General features: G+C 27.4%; 28 protein-coding genes. 6 read left to right on the top strand and 22 right to left on the bottom strand.

Going from position 1 to position 21,103, the window contains the following annotated elements; genetic code table 11:
- Window positions 1-5 precede the first annotated feature (5 nt).
- From EDD60_RS13435 to EDD60_RS13325, 22 genes are all read right to left on the bottom strand, one after another.
- The gene (locus EDD60_RS13435; RefSeq protein ID WP_207905368.1) at window positions 6-380 is read right to left on the bottom strand and encodes a hypothetical protein; all 375 of its coding nucleotides are present in this window, start codon (window positions 378-380) and stop codon (window positions 6-8) included.
- 36 nt (window positions 381-416) lie between these two features.
- Window positions 417-881: a pyridoxamine 5'-phosphate oxidase family protein gene (locus EDD60_RS13430; protein ID WP_066443415.1), complete on the bottom strand. Its 465-nt coding sequence runs from the start codon at window positions 879-881 to the stop codon at window positions 417-419.
- Between the two features lie 135 nt (window positions 882-1,016).
- Window positions 1,017-1,400, bottom strand: coding sequence for a helix-turn-helix domain-containing protein (locus EDD60_RS13425; RefSeq protein WP_066443418.1), 384 nt, complete (start codon window positions 1,398-1,400; stop codon window positions 1,017-1,019).
- 357 nt (window positions 1,401-1,757) lie between these two features.
- A complete protein-coding gene (locus EDD60_RS13420; protein ID WP_066443423.1) occupies window positions 1,758-2,117 on the bottom strand; it encodes a hypothetical protein in 360 nt (119 codons plus the stop codon).
- A gap of 26 nt (window positions 2,118-2,143) precedes the next feature.
- On the bottom strand, window positions 2,144-2,860 hold the full coding sequence (locus tag EDD60_RS13415; RefSeq protein WP_066443426.1) for an SMI1/KNR4 family protein: 717 nt from the start codon (window positions 2,858-2,860) through the stop codon (window positions 2,144-2,146).
- A 24-nt stretch (window positions 2,861-2,884) separates the two neighbouring features.
- A complete protein-coding gene (locus tag EDD60_RS13410) occupies window positions 2,885-3,643 on the bottom strand; it encodes a nitroreductase family protein (RefSeq protein ID WP_243646690.1) in 759 nt (252 codons plus the stop codon).
- An 86-nt stretch (window positions 3,644-3,729) separates the two neighbouring features.
- Complete coding sequence (locus tag EDD60_RS13405; protein ID WP_066443431.1) at window positions 3,730-4,608, bottom strand: tetratricopeptide repeat protein; 879 nt, start codon at window positions 4,606-4,608, stop codon at window positions 3,730-3,732.
- 457 nt (window positions 4,609-5,065) lie between these two features.
- Window positions 5,066-5,359, bottom strand: coding sequence for a DUF3784 domain-containing protein (locus EDD60_RS13395; RefSeq protein ID WP_066443434.1), 294 nt, complete (start codon window positions 5,357-5,359; stop codon window positions 5,066-5,068).
- A gap of 26 nt (window positions 5,360-5,385) precedes the next feature.
- Window positions 5,386-6,105 carry a hypothetical protein gene (locus EDD60_RS13390; protein ID WP_066443436.1) on the bottom strand — a complete coding sequence of 240 codons (720 nt, stop codon included), beginning with the start codon at window positions 6,103-6,105 and terminating at the stop codon, window positions 5,386-5,388.
- Window positions 6,106-6,449: 344 nt separating this feature from the next.
- Window positions 6,450-7,316: an alpha/beta fold hydrolase gene (locus tag EDD60_RS13385; protein WP_066443439.1), complete on the bottom strand. Its 867-nt coding sequence runs from the start codon at window positions 7,314-7,316 to the stop codon at window positions 6,450-6,452.
- A 111-nt stretch (window positions 7,317-7,427) separates the two neighbouring features.
- Window positions 7,428-7,862, bottom strand: a complete 435-nt coding sequence (locus EDD60_RS13380; RefSeq protein WP_207905366.1) for an SMI1/KNR4 family protein — start codon at window positions 7,860-7,862, stop codon at window positions 7,428-7,430.
- Between the two features lie 82 nt (window positions 7,863-7,944).
- Window positions 7,945-8,274 (bottom strand): cupin domain-containing protein, encoded by a 330-nt coding sequence (locus tag EDD60_RS16505; protein WP_066443441.1) that lies wholly within the window; start codon window positions 8,272-8,274, stop codon window positions 7,945-7,947.
- Window positions 8,275-8,602: 328 nt separating this feature from the next.
- Window positions 8,603-9,244, bottom strand: coding sequence for a hypothetical protein (locus tag EDD60_RS13370; protein WP_066443442.1), 642 nt, complete (start codon window positions 9,242-9,244; stop codon window positions 8,603-8,605).
- The gene (locus EDD60_RS13365; protein ID WP_066443444.1) at window positions 9,223-10,173 is read right to left on the bottom strand and encodes a hypothetical protein; all 951 of its coding nucleotides are present in this window, start codon (window positions 10,171-10,173) and stop codon (window positions 9,223-9,225) included. Before EDD60_RS13365 ends, EDD60_RS13370 begins: the two co-directional genes overlap by 22 nt.
- A 520-nt stretch (window positions 10,174-10,693) precedes the next feature.
- On the bottom strand, window positions 10,694-11,440 hold the full coding sequence (locus tag EDD60_RS13360; protein WP_066443447.1) for an alpha/beta fold hydrolase: 747 nt from the start codon (window positions 11,438-11,440) through the stop codon (window positions 10,694-10,696).
- A 179-nt stretch (window positions 11,441-11,619) separates the two neighbouring features.
- On the bottom strand, window positions 11,620-12,129 hold the full coding sequence (locus tag EDD60_RS13355) for a helix-turn-helix domain-containing protein (RefSeq protein WP_066443450.1): 510 nt from the start codon (window positions 12,127-12,129) through the stop codon (window positions 11,620-11,622).
- A gap of 104 nt (window positions 12,130-12,233) precedes the next feature.
- Window positions 12,234-12,758: a hypothetical protein gene (locus tag EDD60_RS13350; RefSeq protein WP_066443453.1), complete on the bottom strand. Its 525-nt coding sequence runs from the start codon at window positions 12,756-12,758 to the stop codon at window positions 12,234-12,236.
- Window positions 12,759-12,923: 165 nt separating this feature from the next.
- The gene (locus EDD60_RS13345) at window positions 12,924-13,184 is read right to left on the bottom strand and encodes a hypothetical protein (protein WP_066443456.1); all 261 of its coding nucleotides are present in this window, start codon (window positions 13,182-13,184) and stop codon (window positions 12,924-12,926) included.
- Window positions 13,185-13,579: 395 nt separating this feature from the next.
- Window positions 13,580-13,924 (bottom strand): hypothetical protein, encoded by a 345-nt coding sequence (locus EDD60_RS13340; RefSeq protein ID WP_066443459.1) that lies wholly within the window; start codon window positions 13,922-13,924, stop codon window positions 13,580-13,582.
- Window positions 13,925-14,059: 135 nt separating this feature from the next.
- Window positions 14,060-14,464 carry a DUF6678 family protein gene (locus tag EDD60_RS13335; protein ID WP_066443462.1) on the bottom strand — a complete coding sequence of 135 codons (405 nt, stop codon included), beginning with the start codon at window positions 14,462-14,464 and terminating at the stop codon, window positions 14,060-14,062.
- Window positions 14,465-15,008: 544 nt separating this feature from the next.
- A complete protein-coding gene (locus EDD60_RS13330) occupies window positions 15,009-15,767 on the bottom strand; it encodes a class I SAM-dependent methyltransferase (RefSeq protein ID WP_066443464.1) in 759 nt (252 codons plus the stop codon).
- A 256-nt stretch (window positions 15,768-16,023) separates the two neighbouring features.
- The gene (locus tag EDD60_RS13325; RefSeq protein WP_066443467.1) at window positions 16,024-16,263 is read right to left on the bottom strand and encodes a hypothetical protein; all 240 of its coding nucleotides are present in this window, start codon (window positions 16,261-16,263) and stop codon (window positions 16,024-16,026) included.
- Window positions 16,264-16,609: 346 nt separating this feature from the next.
- Here EDD60_RS13325 and EDD60_RS13320 point away from each other — a divergent pair, with 346 nt between their 5' ends.
- The 6 genes from EDD60_RS13320 (at window position 16,610) to EDD60_RS13295 (ending at window position 21,064) form a co-directional block, all read left to right on the top strand.
- On the top strand, window positions 16,610-16,975 hold the full coding sequence (locus tag EDD60_RS13320) for a DUF3796 domain-containing protein (RefSeq protein WP_066443474.1): 366 nt from the start codon (window positions 16,610-16,612) through the stop codon (window positions 16,973-16,975).
- The gene (locus EDD60_RS13315; RefSeq protein ID WP_066443476.1) at window positions 16,968-17,168 is read left to right on the top strand and encodes a helix-turn-helix transcriptional regulator; all 201 of its coding nucleotides are present in this window, start codon (window positions 16,968-16,970) and stop codon (window positions 17,166-17,168) included. Before EDD60_RS13320 ends, EDD60_RS13315 begins: the two co-directional genes overlap by 8 nt.
- Before the next feature lie 99 nt (window positions 17,169-17,267).
- Entirely contained in the window at window positions 17,268-18,644 is a 1,377-nt protein-coding gene (locus EDD60_RS13310; RefSeq protein WP_066443478.1) for a sensor histidine kinase, read from the top strand.
- Window positions 18,637-19,380 carry a LytR/AlgR family response regulator transcription factor gene (locus EDD60_RS13305; protein WP_066443480.1) on the top strand — a complete coding sequence of 248 codons (744 nt, stop codon included), beginning with the start codon at window positions 18,637-18,639 and terminating at the stop codon, window positions 19,378-19,380. Before EDD60_RS13310 ends, EDD60_RS13305 begins: the two co-directional genes overlap by 8 nt.
- Window positions 19,381-19,484: 104 nt before the next feature.
- On the top strand, window positions 19,485-20,333 hold the full coding sequence (locus EDD60_RS13300) for an ABC transporter ATP-binding protein (RefSeq protein WP_066443484.1): 849 nt from the start codon (window positions 19,485-19,487) through the stop codon (window positions 20,331-20,333).
- Entirely contained in the window at window positions 20,330-21,064 is a 735-nt protein-coding gene (locus tag EDD60_RS13295) for an ABC transporter permease (protein WP_066443487.1), read from the top strand. The genes EDD60_RS13300 and EDD60_RS13295 overlap by 4 nt, the downstream gene beginning before the upstream one ends.
- Window positions 21,065-21,103: the final 39 nt, after the last annotated feature.

The following is a 21,103-nucleotide window of genomic DNA, read 5'->3' as shown; positions in this document are numbered from 1 at the left end:
TCTCTTTATAAATACATTTCATAATCTTCAGCTTTAAAATCTTTATAATAGAAAATAAAAGATTTTATAATTTCATCTCTGGTTCTGACATATTCATCTTCAATACCACCATTTTTTAAACTATCAATCCATTCCTGGTCAATCATACAACCAACATCCATATTAAGATCATATTTGGCTCTTTCAATTAAGCTCACATCAGATATATCCCCTATGCAATAAAGATAACCACATAATAAACGCAAATATTCACTGCTTCCTTCTTGAAAATGAGTAATCTCTGTTTTAATTAATAAACGTATTTCTTCTTTTGAAATCTTTTTAAAATCAAATCCATATTTTTGAATCAAGGCTTCTGCTCTTTGTTCATTTGTCATCATATCCCCTCCCATTTCTTTTTAAATGATTAATAGATATTAATGGTTACGTTTAGCCGTTATATCCGTAACAGTCAATCTTAAAACTGTTGTGACTTTCATCATATCTGTATTGAATTTAAAATCCTCTGCATGATATTGTCTCATTATTATTTTAAGAGCATCATACTTATCCTCATCTGCAACTTTATCAATTGTTCCATGTCCAATAACACTTGAATATCCCATTGTACAACTCATTCTTTCTTCATATAAAATAAAGTTATGATCACAATCCATCTCAAATGTGACACGATTATCTTTTTTTAATAAATCAAGTTTCTTTCCTTCCATTGCACAATGGAAATATAAAAAGACTTGTTCTCCCTGAACTTCTAATCCAAAATTCATTGGAACAACATAAGGAAAATCCCTATCATTCATAGCAACAATACAACTATCACACTTTTTCATAATATCAATCATTTCATGAAAATCAGTAACTTCTCTATCTTTTCTTCGCATATTTATTTCTCCTTGAAGAATATCCTTATTTACTTCATTTTTTATATTATGACATTGTTACTATGAGATAACAAGAAAAAAGGTGTCCAAATGAACACCTTATTGTTTTAATAAAAGCTTATTCATAAATAACAATTACATTTTCATTATAAAGATAATACCCACAATAACAATGACTACAAAAATGAAAATCCCTATTCCGATTAAACATCTTTTTGTTGTTGTCATCTGATGAACATTATCTATAATTTCTGTAACCTCTGCTGACATATCTGTTCCAGCTTTTGAATCATGTTGTGAATAAATATCGATTGGATCATTTTCCTTTCCCTTCAATAAATAATCTGTGGTAACACCAAAAATCTCACTTAAACGAATAATTTTTTCACTGTCTGGTAAAGCTTGATCCGTCTCCCATTTAGATACAGCTTGTCTTGTCACATTCATCAAAGAAGCCAATTCTTCTTGAGAAATGCCCTTCACATTTCTTAAATGAATAAGTTGTTTTGATACACTCATATTTTTATCCTCCTTCATATTTCAGTCGTTTCTGACTGTAACTCAATCATAACTTTTCTTAAAGTTGCATACGACCTACTATACACACTCAATTGCGCAAATTATAGTTGCAAATCATCTTAAATTGATTCTATAAAGTGTTTTATTGCTTTATATTTATGATATTAAAATTTCTTTGTGATTTAAAAACATTTATATTTCATGTTATTGATAATTCATTTGTTTTACGAACTTTCTTAAAGCTTAACTATTCATCTTTTTTAAATTATGACATCTTCTAAGTATGAAAACAAGTAAATAAAAAGATGTTCAAATATGAACATCATATCCAATAAACAAAAATTCATAAATGAACACTTAATACACATTCAATGAACTTATAAACTCTTGTTGAAGTTTTTTTAATTGATCGATTTTTTCTGTAATCATTATGTGATATGTTTCATCAGTATATCCTTTTGATTTATCTTTTTTTGAACAGTGTTTAAACTGTGAAAGGATATCGATAATGGTAGGAATTTCCCACATAAAATAAGCAATAAAGCGTTTTGGATAATTATCTTCGTGAGCATAATCTTTCATGACTTCTCTAGATAATCGTTTCATCTTTAGAAAAGCTTCTTCGTTCCATTCCACCTGAATACGAACACAATACATTAAATCTTCATCAGATTCTAAATACTCATAAAATCTTTTAAGACTATCTCTCATATTCATCCATACTCCTTATTGAAATAAATCTATTATTCACCATTTAATCCTATTTTCATCCATTCACACATCACATCAATTGGATTATTCTCAAAGTCACAATCCTCATAATTACCATGAAAATAAGTGAATCCTTTAGGTGGATTTTGACTTAAATCATAAACAATTCCATCGCCACCACCATTTGAAAAGATCATATATGTATCTTTAACAGAATAATCATCTAAAAATTCACTTTGTAATAAATCATCCCCCAAACAATAAAATTTATCTGAACTCACAGGTCCCATACATTCATCAGGGAATAAAACAAAACCATCATGAATATGTAAATAAAAATCTTGTATTTCTTTAGGAAGTTTATTCATTATTGAATTTTCATATGATTCTCTTGGTAATTTTCCTAAATAATAAATCAAACCATCATAAGCTTTTAAAGAATATACCACATAGAGTTCTTTATTATAAAGGATAGTATCTATAGATATTAACTTGCTTTTGAATACATCTATTATTTTACTAAACTGACTTGTTGATTCTTTCCATAATTCAATAGTTTTATGAACTCTTTCTTTTCTTGAACAATTTGATAATATACCTTTCCAATTTTCATTTATATTTAATAATCCTACTGCTTCTGGCAATAATAATTGAACTGGATTTGGATAAATATTTTTACTGTTGAAATAATTGATTAAGTTCAATTCAAAATTTTCATCCTTTTTCTTTTTTAAACCAAATAAATTCATTTCATTGTCCTCCTTATAAATTTATTATAACAATTTATATTCTGCATTCATTATTTTTTCTTCTTGTGATCCGTTATCTATAAATAATGTTACTTCATAAGAATTTTTTGTATGTTGTAAACATAAGTCAAGAAAGCATAAGAATATTCCCATATCAATCTGATTATAAAATACAACTTTATCTGCTGGCATAATTCCTCTTTTCCCTGGTTTTTTATATCGATAAACATAAAGTTTGTTATCTACATGTTCTACAATCCATGGTTGTGTATTACAGGCACTCGGAGCAAATCTCACAATTTCACTAACACCACTGATCAGTTCTCCTTGCCAGATTTCATCCATAGTCTTACGTTTGCTTTTAAACATATCTTTACGAAATTTTTTCTCATCATCAATTTTTGACATAGCTATCATAATCACAAAATCAAGACCTTCAAATGAGGGTTCATCAGTTTTACCTATGCCAAACCATAATGTTCCTATATTTTGTGAAACCAAATATAAATCTAATTGTTCACCAAGATACCCAATGTTTTGTAAATAGTTATCTTTCTTTTCACTATATAACAAAATACAAAACTGTTGTCCACGTTTACAAGTTGTTTCATTGGCTGCTACAATCTTGATTGTTGTTTTTATATCAGGATACAAAGGTACAAAAGTTTCATACATTTGTTTAATTTTTTCAATCTCATCTATAGAAATGTTATGATTTCCAACATTTCTAAATAAATGAAATGATTTTCTTTTCAATATCATATCATACAATTCTTTATTCATATTCATGCCCTCTCCAGATATCACTTTATCTTACGCTTTTTCATAGTATGACATCTTTAAAAAATAAATACAATAAGAATTGGTTCTTAAATATTTTTCAAATAAAAATCATATATATCATTACCAAAATGTCTAAAATGTTTCAATATTCTATCTGTACCTTTTTCTTCTGCTAATCTAAAAAATTTCAACGCTTCTTCTTTATTTCCTTTATAAAGTTCACAAATCCCTTTCCATATTTCCACCACTTCAACATCTTTTCTGTTTTGTGACAGTCTTTCAATCATGGTTAACCATTTTTCAAACACTTCTGTTTTACCTAAATTTATTGCAGATTCTAGTATCGCAGAAGCACAAAGAAATGATATAGAATTAGAATATAGTTCTTCTGGGATTTTCTCAAAGAATAAATTGTACTGATTGTATATTTCATCCCAATCAATAGGTTTCCAAAGATATTGTAAACTCATATATTCTTTTTCCAGATACTGATATTCCAAGGGTAACCTAAATAGATTCTCAAAACCATCATCATTTTCTTTAATTTTATTTGTTGCTTTACTAGATTCAATAGCTAGTCTCAAGAAACAAGGATCATCTTGTTTAAAGATTTCTTCCCCTTCTAATTCATATACCTTTTCTAAATATTTTTTAGCTAGTTCTATTTTATTTAAATAATATTGTGTTTGCCCATATCTTAAGAAAATAAAAGGATTTACTGCTGTATTTATAATTTTATTAAAATATAACTCTGCTTTATTATAATCTTCGATAATATAATATGTATCAGCAATAGATACTACACCCCACTCGTATGCTTCCCATTGTTCTTTAGGTTCAGGCAATATCTCTATTATTTTCTTATAATATGCAATGGCTTTTAAATATTTACCACATTGCATAGCACTATCTGCTTTTTTTGTTAACTGATCAATCTTTTTTGAAACAAAATATCCTAATTTCATTTTTACCTCCTATTTATTTCAATTTAGTTATATAGAAATTATATCATCTTAATAAACTTAATAAAATTGAATTTGAAAAGTCACAACAACTCAGAAAATTTGAATTACAACAAATAAATTCAATAAAAAATGTCAAACATGAAATTGACGCATTAAATCATAGAATGTTTTATATTTCTAAAAATATTGTCTTTAATTGTTTAAATGCTCATTCTAAACTTACAGTTTATATTACTGAAAAATCTTGTTTTACTGTGATCAAAATATTTTGTTCTGATGATATTATTTCACAAATTGACAATATAGAGAAAAGTATTCTTGCTATGTCAAAGAATTATAAGTTATTTTATGAGCTAGATAGTTCATCTTTAAATCATATTAAAATATCATTAAAAAGAGAAAATTTTGAAAATGAAAAAGATTTATTCGTTAATACAGAATAAATCTTTTTCATATATTACTTCTCCTTAGCAAAAAAATTTCCGACAATTACTCCTATCATTATTTCTGATATACCTACTAATATAGTATTAGTTGAACTGATTATATACAAAGCGCCTAAAAGTAATATAATCGCTAATCCTATAATTATCATTGCAATTATTCGACATAACTTTAATTCATCATATTGTTCTTTTTGTTTATCATTCATTGTATTATATCCAGCAATGATATTTGACATTTTCCCAAATAATAGTGGAATTGATAATATTAATAAAAAGATTGAGCATAGCAAAAATACAAAATTCATTTTTATCCCCCCATTTAAACATAGTCTTATTTTAATCTATTTTCTATCAATTTTATTGCTTGCATAATAAATTCTTTTAACATATCCAATTTATCATCGTTGTTTCCATAATATTCTTTAATATCATAAGGTGGTTGTAAACTATACATAGCTTTTACTTTATATTTTTCCATATTTTCATCTAGCCATTGTTTATTTTCAATTCGATTACAAATCTGAGAATTTTCATCGTTAAGATTTTTTAAATACATTGATGGATAATCTTTATTGAGTCTCCAATCACCTTTTCCTTTTCTTGTTTTTGTTCCATTAAAAAAAGCAGGCACTGGCATGAAATTAGAAAAAGAATACATAAGGTCAAAATATCGATCAAACAAATGTCTTAAATCTTCATATCCATAAAAAATATCATCTAAATATAAGTATATCAATTCATTTAAATCATTTCTATATGTTCCATTTTTTAATGGATAATAAGTTCTATCATCTCGGCTAAGTAATAATAATTTTGATACACAAAAGTCTCTAAATGGTATAAATGCATTCAATATAGTATCTGAATAAGCTGGAATAGGTTCATCATAGTAAAGTTGATATGCTTCTTTAACTAAATCTGATGAATCTATTTCTTTGCAGGGAAGGATTCTATAAAGTAATGCTGCTTCAATTCCCTGTTTTCCTTTTAAACCTGGATTTACGATTGGTATGAGATTAGTTAATTTATTTTCAATTACATAATGACTCATCTATTTTCTCCTTACTAAAAAGATTTTCTCTATTTATGATTACATTTTTAATTTATTTAAACAAGATAAATATAATAATATTCAACAACGAACACTATAATCATTATCAAGACTATTTAAAATTTAATGTAGTTTTAATTGAACTACATATTCTTTTTCTATTTCTTTAAATATTTATAAGTATTTGAATTATTATAATATTGTATAAATAAAAATATTTAGAAAAAAGATGGTAACTCACCGGGCAAAGTTAGTTTACTATCTTGTTTCAATAAACAATATGATATCAACAAATTTTAACTCAATATTCAAGCATGCTATTGTTAAAACATAAAATGAAGATTTTATGATGATTCTTTTAAAAACTCTACTATCGTATTTTTAATACTTGGTGGCAAGATATGCATATGTCCACTTTCTTTGAGTTCATAAATTCTGCAATCAGTAAAAATTTGTTTTGCTCTTGCTAAAACTTTTTTAGCAGGAAATAAACAATCTTTTTCAGAAGCAATAACAAGTGTGGGTGAATGATATCCAGATAATTTTTGTTCTTCAATATTTGTTGGCATTCCAACCTTTGTTTTCACATTATCAAAACTATCTTTAACAGTATCTAAAGTATCTTCATCAAGGACATCCTCATGTAATGCCATAAATAATGCTGTTTTAATAAGATATTTCTTTTTCTTTGTCATACGATATTGTAATAAAGGTATCATCATTTTTACTGATGAGATAGGCAAAGCGTTACTTATTCCAGCAGGCACAATCAAAACTGATTTTTTAACTTTTTCTGGCGCAACACATATGAGCTTGGCTAATATACCACCACCAAATGAAATACCAAAACAGGCAATTTTGTCATATCCCAATTGATCAATGACTTCACTTGCCCACTTTCCATAATCATATCCTCTATGTGATAAACACACTTCATCACTTTTTCCTGGATGTCCGATTGTATCAACCGCATATATGTGAAAATCCTCTAATAAAAATCGACACATCAATAAATTATATGCAGTTGTACTATTCCCACCATGAAAAACAAGCAATGGGATTCCTTTCTTATTTCCAGTTTCAACTATATGAGTTTTTCCAAATGATGTCTCTACATAAATGTCTAAAAAAGACTTTCCTAATTTTAATAATTGTTTATCATATAGTAAAAGTGATTCTTCACGCCCTTTTTGCGACTTATATATACTCATATAGTGCCTCCAAATTTCTAATTTAATGACTTGTTAACCCTATTATGACACCTTATAAACAATAACACAAGACAATAAACAGTATTCAAATTGTTCAAAATAACTTCATATTTATAGATTTATCAATGTCTCAACACCCATTCCGTTGACAAGCAATGATATCAATGAATCCGAAACATATTTCATCTCGTCAATATCAAGATCATTAAATGCTACAACATAAACACCAAATCCTTCTTGCCCCGTAGCATAAATAAGAGCATTCCCTCCCTCATCATCTCCGATAGCAAGTGATTGAGGAATATATTTTTGAATATGATAAGCTTCATTCATCTCTATGCACCCACTTGCTCCCCATATACGTATATATTGAGTATTGGATACTGCAAATTCAAACTCTGAATTCTTTAGAATTAAGTTTAAGTATTCATCTGGCACTACAATTTCTGAAGAAGCTATTAAACTTGCAATTGCTTCTTCATCAGAAGATTTTTCGACTGCTACTAACTGAAATATATGGTTTAAATGACTTAACACATCAATCATAGATTTTTCCTCACAAATTTTAGTTTATCTTAATTTCAAAACACATTACTCTCAATTGTTTTTTAATATATCCACTAACAATTTATCGCTCTACGACAATCGTAATCATAACTAAATCTTCATTCCCTGTATTGACAATGCTATGTTCAGAACCTTTTTTACATATATGACAAGTTCCTGCCGTAAGAATTTCTTCTTTTCCATCACAAATAGCATAACCAGTACCAGAAATAATATAGTTGATATCATCACTTGTTTCATGTCTATATAAGCCAATAGATCCTCCCATATGAATACGGCAGGGAATGATTTTACCACCATTATCCATAAACATCTTTGCTGTCATTTCTCCTGTTCCACCGTTCATTCCTGGTGCAGTTCTTTCTGGTATTTCATTAAAATTAATAAGCATATTTACCTCCATAAATTTAAATTTATATACTTCATTATGACATCTTTTAAACAGAAATACAAATTATTAAATAGTAACATTTTGGCTTTTTCTCATTGTTGTAGCATAAAAAAGCAACAAAACCATGCGAGACTGGTCTGTTACTTTTCTTATTAAACATGATATTAATAAATTGCAATAAAGCAAAATAATCTAAGAGAATAAAAACATAAATTTATTCTTCATGTTCGTTAATGATTCATCTTAATAGCTAATACTGATAAAATTGATAATTTTCTTATGAAAGAATAATATATACTAACTCATTATCATTGATTTTTATTATCAATTATCTTATATATTGTATTTCTCTAATTTTATAAAATTGATACAATAACTCTAAAACATCATTTTTATGTTTTTTTATATCTCGGCTATCCACATGTTCACCATTAGCTTTTCTTTCAGTTAAATCTAACCATGCTTTTGCTTTAAATGGGATAATATGTTCTGCATTTAAAACAGACATACCATCAATAACACCAGTTCCATTTATTAAAAAATTATAATAAGATTCATTTAATAGAATTGCTGAAAGACTTGAAATAGAATTATCAATATGAATAGGCACAATTCCTTCCATTTTATCTAAAGATATCCAATCTTGATTTTTTGAAAATATTTCTATCATAGCTGGGTAATTTGATGGCTTAAGCTTATAAAATCGATAAAATTGCGCTTTCCCTGTTCCCTTATTAATATGCTGATAGCCAGCTTCTAAAATAAAATCCCAAAATATTTTTCCAAATTCTTTTGTTAAGGATTCAAGAATAATAACAATATCTATATCTTTTGTAGCCCTAAAATCCAGTTCCTCATTTTCCATTAATAATTCACAAGCTGTTCCACCTATAATAACATATTGATCTTCATAGCCACTAAAATATTCTTTGAATTTCTCTATTCCTATTACAAACTTTTCTCCTTCCATATTTTTTCTAATAATTGTTCAAGAACAATTTCAATTCTCTCATCTTCTGTTTCAAATAATGAGATAACTAAAGATATGATATCTGTAGTCTCATTATCCTTTGAAAATAAAAGTGGATCATAATTCCAAAGTTCAACTTTAACTTGTTCATTTGGATCTATTAATTCATTTGTTAACAACAATTTATCTATCTTATTATGATATACTGCATATTCTGCTATCCTTGGAGGAGTTAATAATGAAAGTTCACTTAATAAAGACTCACCACACAAAATTCTCTTTGGTAAAATTTTTTTATTTATGTATCCTGTTTTTAAAATTTGTGAAGTCAAATATGGTTTTGCTTTTTCAAAAAGTTCTTTCTTACTATAAATAGATGTTAAATATATTTTTCTAACATCTTTAGCTTCACAAAATAATCCACTATTTACTAACTGACGATATGCACGTGTTAATGTCATATTTGAAAAATTTAATTTAGAAATTGCTTCTGATATATAATATTTATCAGTGTTTTGATACATAATCCAGATAAATAAAAGTTGAGTAGATAATGTGAATTTTTCAATTGGTTTTTTTGAGTTCAAATTCGTTTTAGCTAAAACCGTCCCTAAAAATGGGAGATAAATTAATTTATCTAAATATATAAATGGAATTTGATTTGTTAAGAGATTATTTTTTCTGTACTCAGATAATATCTCAAGTTTTAAAAACACAGGTAAATTTTCTATATTTTGTATTCTCGAAATATGTTTTTTTAAAGCAGGAGTATTCGGTAATTCTTCATTAGGTAAAAGCATAAGAGCATATACATTATTTATTAATACCTTTTTAATTGTATATGTATTAGTAATATATAATGGTAAATGATTGTTATATTTCCAATCATTTACTTCAATTTTTAATCCTAGCACTTCAATTGCATTCATAGCATCACCTTTTTAACTTATTTTTTTATATTTTAATACTGATGATGTTAAAATATAATTCTATAAGTTAAAATAAAATTATAATATGAGACCCAATTTATGGTAACTAGCATTTAAAATGAATTTGATTCTTCTTCCAATCTCTCTTTTTTGAACTACATTTTTTTAAATTAAACTTATCACTAGTGTCTATTGGAAAGAAATTCTTTTTAGGTATATTAAATATTTATGAGCCCTCTTTTTCTGTCTTTAGTTTTAAAACGGGATATTCTTATTAAAAGGAGATATTTCGTCTATTAAAATTATATTGTGGACATATTGTAAAAAAGAGATTCCGATGTATGATTTTATCATTAAACTTTCATGATCTTAGCTTTGCTTTTTTAATAACTTTCAAATATAATTTTAATTGAATACATAACTATTTGACTTTAAGGCACCTTAACATATCAAAATTATATTTAATTTAAAAACAGTCAGTCATTTCATTTGACTAACTGTTTTCTGTTTATAATGATTTCTATATAAACTTCAAAACGATACTTGAAAATTGTTCAGCATTACTTACAATAGCTGGATGTGCCCCAGAATCAAACATATATATCGTTCCATCTTCAACAAGTTTACTCATCTCTTTATATTCCAAATACATATCTTTTCTACACATATCATCTTGCTGACTGCCTATAAAAAGAATTGGAACTTTCAGTGTTTCTAATGGTTTAATAAATAGTGCTTCCTTCTTTGTTGCACATTCCACTAATGCTTGTGTGTTGAGATCAACAACAACTTCCCAATCATCTCCTTGACACCACTCATAAAACTCCCTTCCATCAACATCTTGTTTTGCAAATGTTCTTTCTTTTAGAAGTTCTTCAACAAAACTATCATCTAAACTTCTTCCATCAAAACTATCTGCAATAACTTTATTGACAAGTTCTGGTCTTTTTAATGCTGTATTTATAGCAGCCCATGCTCCGCCACTCGTTCCTAAAACATTTACCTTTTTTAATTTCAAATGTTCTATCAAAGCAATCACTTGATCAGCTTGTGTAATCCATAGATTTGATGGTAAACTGTCAACTCTATCTGATTTCCCATTTCCTAAAAAATCAATTAAAATGACATGAAATTGTTCTTGATATAATGGTAATAACATCTCAAACATGACAGATGATACAGCATCACCATGTAGCATTATGAGTGGTTTACCTTGACCTACTTCTCTATAATAAATTTTTTTATCTTGATAATGAAAATATGACATAAATTTATACCTCCTAATCATTTTAGTTATTTATAATTAGCAAGGTGTAATAGCTTAGATACTCCTTGCTATTACTTAATCATCCAAATTCCCATAACCTTATCCTCCTTTATCTTTAAATCACTATGCAAATAGTAATTTAACAATCTCTCAAAATACATTTTTAAATCTAAATAGTTTCACACTTTCTTTCGTGTCATACAAATCCCAAGAATTGCTCCAAACAAAGCAAATGGTGATATTCTAACAAACAGCCACTCAAATGCGTGAAAAATGACTCCAGCAACTGAGGTTTCAGGATTGTTATAATCCCAACCTAAGTAAGGACTATTCAATGTTATTAGAATAGAAAAAATGAATACTATAACTACACACAACGAAATAAAAAGCCAATGAATCACTTTTTGAATCGTTGTTTTCCTATGTGCAAGTTGCAAATTTATGACTTCAAGTTTCTCTGAAATGACTTTTAAGTCGTCAGCCCTTGTCTCGTCAACACTTTCTCCAAGTAATATGTTTACAGGTGTTTCAAAGACTTCTGATATAGAAATCAACATATCAGCATCTGGAACCGACAAACCTTGTTCCCATTTAGAAATTGTTTGTCTTACGACATTTAACTTGATGGCAAGTTCTTCTTGTGAAAGTCCTTTAGATTTTCTGATTGCTTTGATGTTTTCATTTAGCATCGGTGATTCCCTCCTTTCACCACCATTATATGGTAGAAAAGACCGTTGCGACAAGCAACATATATTAACATTACACTAAATAGGAAAATGGATTGTATTTAACCCTATAAATTAGAATTTATTTCTTCCCAACCATCAGGGATACAATCAATATAACCGAACTTCCGCAAGAAAAATTTATCTTTTTTATATTCAAATGTAATATCAAGTTGACTGCAATTTTTAGTATTCCAGTAATCAAATACAATGCTATTGGGGTTTTCCATATAAATAATTTCTAATTCATAAGGGAACTCTTTTTCTTGTGGGAAAGGATCATTCTCTATGCTCTGTGAATAATCAAATCGTAAAACCCCTACTGGGCTTGGAAGACATACATACCCACGCCCACCATCTTTAATTCTTTTTTTCTGATTAAAACGTTGAACGAGATTATCCAGTTCACAAATATGCTTCACTAAATAAATAATAAAAGACTTTACTTCATCAAGTGAGCCATAAGAGCTTTCCATATCTACTGCAATATTATAATCTTCCTGTTTAGAAACATATACATACCCATCATCTGCAACACACAGTTGATCCATATCTATAATGAACTTTGAAATATCTTCATAGCGATTATACAAACCTATCCCTCCTAGCTAAATGTTAATTTTTCTATATTCAATAAACTATTAGCCTAAAAAATCAATGCACTGCATAAAAACAATTTACTTATTATAATACTTCAACAACCTCAAAGCGTTCAAAATATTTACTGTTTTCATTTTTGTCATTTTCCTTCATAAATTCTAATTCTCAGCTATTTTATCAATTACTTTCTGTAAAACTAAAAGCATTTTTGTTTCATCGCAAACAACATATTTGATAACTGGATTTTCCCAATCAAACGAAGAAATGACCAAAATAATAAAACCATGAACACCGTTATACCATCCAACGTCAACAATAACATCATTTGGATATATGACTTGAAATAAATCTTCTTTTAAATAGTCACCCATATCACAAAAAGTTATTTTTCCATTTTTAACATCAATACTCTCAAACACAATGAAATCCCCTTTTCTTATTGAATCTATTTGTTTATTGCTTCTAAAATTGGCTTTAGATATTTTTTGTCTATCCAATCACATTTTTCATTGCCCACAGACAACAAAGCCTTTTCCCATATTTCTAATTCATTTGGGTCCTTTTTCAATATAGATTTTCTTAACAGTTTAACATATTTCTATCTATAAAACTCATTGCCTCTCAATCCCATCCACCTCTGCTATAAAATCAAGGAATATTTTTGAGATCATCTTTCATATTATGTTTTTTTATTTCCTCAAATGCTTCATCGTCAAGCGGAGAAGCTCCATTACAAAATACAATTATTTTTTTGTCTTGTAATGAAAATCATAAATTTTTATAAAGACAAACTAAAGTTGAAACTAAGATTTTTCTATTCTAATCTTTTCCTTAATTTAATTGACATTAATACACCTAAAATACATGATAAAATCAATCCTATTACTAAACAAATTATCCAATAATAATTTTTATTATCAATGAGAAATAATGCCAAATTCATAAATGGAAAAAATATTAATAAAACTCTATTGAGAATATGTGTATCTTGCTCCCAGTATATTCTTTTATCATTCTCATTTAAAGATTCATAAAATTCATTGCCATTATCCCATTCTTTAATAAACGTTATATTTGAGTTTCGTAATTTATTTATACCTATCCAAATTACAAAATATATCAGATTTACAATTATGACAACAATAACCATATCATCCATAAAAGAACCTCCATCAATTCTCATTTATTCTTTCATTAATTTTATTATCTCATCTTACTTATTGGAATACAAGGTTTAAAAATGGTGTTCATATTTGGACACCTAATAATCTGCTAAATAGAAATTATCACTTCATTACTTATATCCATAAATACAATAGACTTCATTGTCAATTTCATAAGGAATGTGACATTTATCTAAAATCGCTTCAAATTCTTTGCTTCCATCAACAATCTCTGGACTAACAAGTTTTCCTCTATGCTTATAATATCGTGGCTGTACTTTCATCCATTCAATATTGAAATAGTACTCTACAGATGGAAAATTCTCACCTGTCCAGTCACCGTAATAATGGCAGGCCATCATATCTATTGATGGTTTCGTTTCAGAAGTCAGATATTTAATAACAAAAGCGGGTGGGAATGGCATTTCTTGAATAATTGAAGAAATAAGTTCTGTCCATTTTGTATTGTTCATTATACTATGTAGATTTCTCTGTTGGATAATTTGACTTACTTTTTTGTTCAAAGACTTATTCAAAAAAACACCTTCTCTCCTTCTCATATATCTTTTTGATAACTCTATTATGGCATCTTATAAACGAGAAAATGATATTCAAAAACAAGAGGACATTTCACATTTTATTATAGTTCCCTGTTTTTTCATTTTATAGTAGACTTTTATAAATGAAGTAAACGCTTATTTTCGTTTCTGTAACTTTCTTTTGTTCTCTTAAAAAACAATAATAACTATTTTATCATTAACATGATTTTCTATATCGTTTCCTCTTAATATCATTGCAAACCTTTATGATAGTAATTTGCTGTTCAATTCTATTTCTTTATAATTCGTTATTCATTATCAATATAAATATTTATCGTTTCAATTTTTTCATTATACATTGTTATATTTTCATCTAACTCAATAACAATCTTCTTTGAATGATTAAAATAATTACTATGATATTTAAATAAATCTAATATAGAAATAAATGGAAAAGGTATATTAAAAACTAAAAATCTTTCATATCTCCTAATAGCTCACGTTTTATCGCCTCATAAAATCCTAATTACATATTTTAAAATTATTTTTTATTACAAGTAATAATATATAATGTTCCTTTTCTTATCTCCATTGTTTTTATATTTTCAACATTTTCTGGTAACAGATTAATAGGTGGAACTATTTTTTCTCTATTTTTAAATGGCTTCCCAAAATAAGGCAGTTTCTCATATTTTTGTGCAACCTTCTCTGTTTCATCACAAATCATTATTTTAGCGTCTTTTTTCGCAACTCTAACCATTTCATAAATGGCTTTTTGTTTATCATTAAATAAGTTTATACCACCAATATGATAAACAACATCAAATGAATTATCTTTAAATGGTAAACTCTCTGCATTTGCATAACATAGTGTAATCGGTAACTTATATTTATTCTTATTTTTTACGCTTTGAAGAAGTTGTCCCATAGATATGTCTATTCCGTAATAATCTGCATTTTTTGTTAGATATTTTACATTTGCTGCTGTTCCAATAGATACTTCTAATACTGTCATATTGTCTTTAATATCAAGATAATTTAAGTAATCCATTCTTGCCTTTTTTTCTCCACCAAAAAAACTATACCAAATCTTTTGACCTATCTCATAGAATGGTGCAAAACTATTATAAAAATCTGTACTCTTTTTATTTGAACCATCTATTTCCTCTTTTTGAATAAATTGAATAATTTCATTTTCATCTTTAATAAATTGTTCTCCAGTTCTATTGTCTATTAAACAATTCTCATTAACTTCTAATTCATTGAAATTATTTGGATTTTTCCATATTGTCTTTTTCATTTTTACATCCTCTATGTATTTATAATAATATACCTGATACTCAATTCACATTTGTTCTTTCATTAAATTTATTATGACATCTTATAAACGAGAATACAAGATTTAAAAACGGTATCCATATTTTAACACCTTTAAATATATGTTTTAATGACTTAAGTGTTAGTTCTTTATATGACAATATTATATCAGCATATATTATTATTCACTGATAAAATAACTTATTTATTTATATAAATTTATAAATAAATATGTTCCATTAAATAATCCTGAACAAAATAGGTCCATATAAAGCTGCTGTCATTTGAAAGTGAATTAAATCAGATGCACTTTGCACTGATAATTCTTTACCTAATATTCTCGTAGATTCTTGCAATGTTTGCACTGTATCAAGTTCCATATAATTAGAAAGTAAGAATCCTATCATTAACCCTATCACAGATCCTAAAGCAATAAAAAGTAATTGTTGCTTTTCCTTAATCTTTATTTTTATATTCATATCAATCATCCTTTTACTTGTATTTTTCTTCTACTCAACTCATCATCGTTGGATACTGTGTTTCTTGCTTCTAAAATGTTATTTTCTAAACCCATTCTTGTTTATCTCTCCTATAAAAAAGATATTAAATTATTCTCATTTTTCTACCAAAGATATTTAGAACTTTGTCAAATATTTTAACAATATATCATTTCAAGACTTTATAAGTAATACTCAATGAACATATTCTTCTAACAAAAAAACATGCTTTGATAACACATAATAACTTTATGTTGACACTTTTAAAAAATATGTGGTATATTTATATCATAATGATAGAAATATACCACATAAGGAGCAATAAATTATGAATCTAAGAAAATTTATGTATGGATCAATGGGGTTTCTTTCCCTTATAGGATTTCTTGGTATTATCACCAACGAAAAAAGTTTTCTTCTCTTTTTTGCATTTGTTATTGATTTTGATTACTGGTTTATGAAATCTGATGAAATGCTTGAAGAATATATGAGTAAATCAGCAGCACGTGGTTTCTACAGTGGTATGATTACCACTGCTTTAATGACTCTATTTTCCTTTCTTGTAGAAAGCAATACTAGTCATAATGCATTGGCAACAGGATTATCATATGGTTGGTCTATAGCAATCATAATGTATTCTTTATCAACTGCTTATTATGGTTTAAAAGAGAAATGGGGCTTAGAAAATGATTAAGAATAATATCAAAGAATTTCGAGCAAAACATAACATGAAACAGGATGATTTAGCAAAGCTTGTGGGAGTACGTAGAGAAACAATTGGCAATCTTGAAAAAGGAAGATATAACCCTTCGCTTGTTCTAGCATGGAATATTGCTAAAGTATTTAATGCATCCATTGAAGATATTTTTACAGTTACAGATGAATAAAAATTTAAAAACAAATAATTAGTGTTTAATTGCAAAGAATTATTGATTGCGACATACACATATTTTTTCATATTTCCATCTATTTGAGGAGGTAAACACATGTCAACATTTCTATATGATATACTTGTTTTCTTTATAAACCTTTTAATGATGCTGTTTATTGTATTTTCTTATCAGAGACTATGCAGAAATAAAATTTCTATCAAAAAGTCTATCATCATAACTATCTTAGCAACCATTATATATGAACCCATTTTTACAAAAGCCCTAGATTTTCTATATCAATATCTTACGACAACTTTGCAAAATGAATTACTGATTACAGCAATATATTTATCATTTATTAATCTATCTAACTATTTCGTTTTAGTTGTAACGGTTTATCTTGTCTTAGATAAAAATTTGAAAAGAGTAACTTTATTTTCATCTATATCATGGTGTTTGTATGAATTTGTTTTTTTTATTCTTAACAATTTCTGTTATGCCATTGCAAATACCAATACTTATACTTATTTATTTGCCTCACTCATTGCTGTATGTGTAAGTGATGTATTATTATCTTACTTTATTCGTAAGTCTGATTTTTCCTTTTTAGAGCATTTCTTAGACAAAAAGGAAACATCATTATTCAAAGTTATTTTGATATCTATTGGTATTGATTTATCTTATGTTATTGTTCGTATTATTATTAATAGAGAAACATTTAACTTTAATATATCTGAATTTACTTTACTTATTATCCTGCTTGTTATTATTTATTTCTTTTCAAAAAACTATACTGCACTTATCCGTACTCAAGAAGAAAAGAAATATTCACAAATTCTTTTACAACAACAAGAATTATATGTTAAGGATTTAGAAAATATTCACCAGAATATGAGAAGTTTTAAACATGATTTTAAAAACATGATGACATCTCTCTATTTAAAATCAACCCAAGGAAATATTGAAGCTATTGAACAAGATTTACACCAGCTTATTGATGATTTTGATGAAAATATTGATAAGAAAATGAATCTTACAAACCAAATATCAAAAATTATCAACACTGAATTGAAAAGTATTCTATTTCAAAAGATGACAGAGATTGATAAGAATGATATTGCATTTCATTTAGAGGTTATGTATCCAATTAATAAGACTCCTATTAAGACATTTGATTTGTGTAGGATTGTTGGCATTTTAATGGATAATGCTATTGAAGAAGTTAAAGAACATAAAGGTAAAATAACATTGATTCTCTCTAATCAAAGTGAAGGATTGCATATAATTGTAGAAAATACAATTTATAATGATGTTGATATGATGAAGATTTATCAGGAAGGTTATTCTTCAAAAGATAATCATAGTGGCCAAGGGCTTACAAGTCTAAAAGCAATTATAAACTCCTATAACTGTATTTCACATATGACGGAAATAAAAGAACAAAAGTTTATTCAAGATATTTTTATCAAACGAGGTGAAGAAAATGATTAAGGCGTTTATTTGCGATGATGAAGAAATCATCTGTCAGAAAATAACTGATATAATTGCCAAACAAATACTTATTCAAAATTACGATATGGAAATTGCCTGTTCAACAACTTCGCCAGAAGAACTCTTATCAGCAATAAAAAAAGAAGAAACAAAGCGTAATTTATATTTTTTAGATGTTGAATTAAAAAATAAGGATTTTGATGGTTTCTTGTTAGGCAAAGAAATTCGTGCAATTGATCCTAATGGTTCAATTATTTATATTACTAGCTATAAGGATTTAGCATACAAAACTTTTCAGTATCATTTAGAAGCGTTTGACTATATCGTTAAAGATCTACCAGAAAAACTTACTGAGTCTATTGCTGGTTGTTTATCATCATTGATAGAGAAACTGCAAACAGAAAATATAGATCCCATTGCCTGTTATACAATCAAAAGCAGTGATGTGATCTATCATGTTCCGCTAAATGACATTTATTATTTTGAAACATCTTCTCGTTCTCATTATGTTATTCTTTATGGAAAAAATCAATATATTGAGTTCTTAGGGAATATTTCTGATATTCAAAAAGAATTATCTCAAAACTTTATTAAAGTTCATCGCTCTTATTTGGTTTCTATTGATAAGATTGAATCTGTTGATTTAAAACATCAAACACTCACAATAGCAGGACAGTCTATACCAATATCAAGAAAAGAAAAATCAAATTTATTAAGCAAAATTGGTTCACAGTAACCAATTTTTTTGTTAATTAGGAAGTCATAGTGACCTTTTAGGAAACATTTCACTTTTTTATATTATTTTCTTTAAGATATAACGTGATGAAGGAGGAATAGTATATGAATGAAATTATTAAACTAAATCATGTTTCAAAGAAATTCAATAACGAACTTGTCTTAAAAGATATTAATGCTATCCTGCATAAAGGAGAAATATTAGGTTTTTTAGGACCCAGTGGAGCAGGAAAAACAACAACAATTAAGATTATCACTGGTCAGCTGCATCAGACATCAGGAGAAGCTTGTATCTTTGGTATTGATTCTAAAAACATTGATGAGACAATCTATGAACAAATTGGAATCGTCACTGATATGAGTGGAGTGTATGAAAGATTAACAGTTTATGATAATCTTCGTTATTTTTCTAAAATACATGGTGTAGATAAAAAAGAGATTAATATTTTGCTAGAAAGAGTTGGGTTATTAGAGCACAAAAATAAACTTGCTTCAAAACTATCAAAAGGACAAACACAGCGCTTAGTTCTATCCAGAGCAATTCTTCATAAACCAAAAGTCTTATTTTTAGATGAACCGACAAGTGGTTTAGATCCTTCTACTGCTTTAAAAATTCATCAACTCTTACTAGAACTTAAAAGTGAAGGAATGGCTATCTTTTTAACAACACATAACATGGAAGAAGCCACAAAACTCTGTGACCATGTAGCATTATTAAATGATGGTGAAATTGTTGAATTTGGAACACCTCATCAGTTATGTTTAAAATACAACACTGAAAAGAAATATCATGTTTTATTAGATGATAAAAAAGAATATGTGATTCATCAAACAAGAGAAGATTTATCACAACTCAATGAGTGGTTATTAGAAAACCGTATTGAAACACTACACTCATGTGAACCAACATTAGAAACAGTATTTTTAAAGGTAACAGGGAGGGGCTTAGAATGAAAAGTATTCATTTAAGAAAATTATTAGCAGTTATGGAAGTGAAAGGTAAAACTTTACTTGATAAGACATATATCATCATGCCATTATTTTCGATAGGTTTTGCACTTTTGATGCGATTTATGTCTAGTGTCTATATGGAAAGTGGAAAAATGAGTCCATCAACACTAGCAAACTGTGTTATTATGAATATTTGTATGTGCAGTATCTTTTGTGTTGCAGGTTCACTTGCTGAAGAAAAAGAAAAACATACATTAAGAGTTCTGATGACATCTTCAGTTAATGGGATGGAATTTTATTTTGGTAGTGTATTACCTGTTCTTATGGAATCCATTGTTGTTAATACTTTGCTTCCTTTTATCACTGGTTTATCTATGACAGTTATGCAATGGGGATGTTACTTATTGTTAACAACTTTATCAAGTCTTATCGGCACAATTGTAGGTATGCTGATTGGTATTTATTCAAAAGATCAGATGAATGCAAGTATGATAACAACACCATTTATGCTAGTGCTTTTACTTTTACCAATGTTAAATGGTATTCATCCTATTCTTGATACAATATCATCTCTCACATTTACTGGTGTTATCATGGACTTTGCAAATCAAATTAGCATCAATGCTCATCCATTTCAAATAAATAGTATAATTATTTTAATTGTTGAAATCATCATTGCAACAGTTTTATTTCTTGTACTTTATAAGAAAAATGGCTTTGAAGCAAATGATTAACAAGTATATTTTTCTATAAAAATAGCGATTGTTCTTAAT

This window comes from Longibaculum muris, assembly GCF_004343035.1.
Lineage (GTDB): Bacteria > Bacillota_I > Bacilli_A > Erysipelotrichales > Coprobacillaceae > Longibaculum > Longibaculum muris.
Note: the sequence above shows the minus strand (reverse complement) of the source record. Positions and strands in the feature narration are given on the sequence as shown.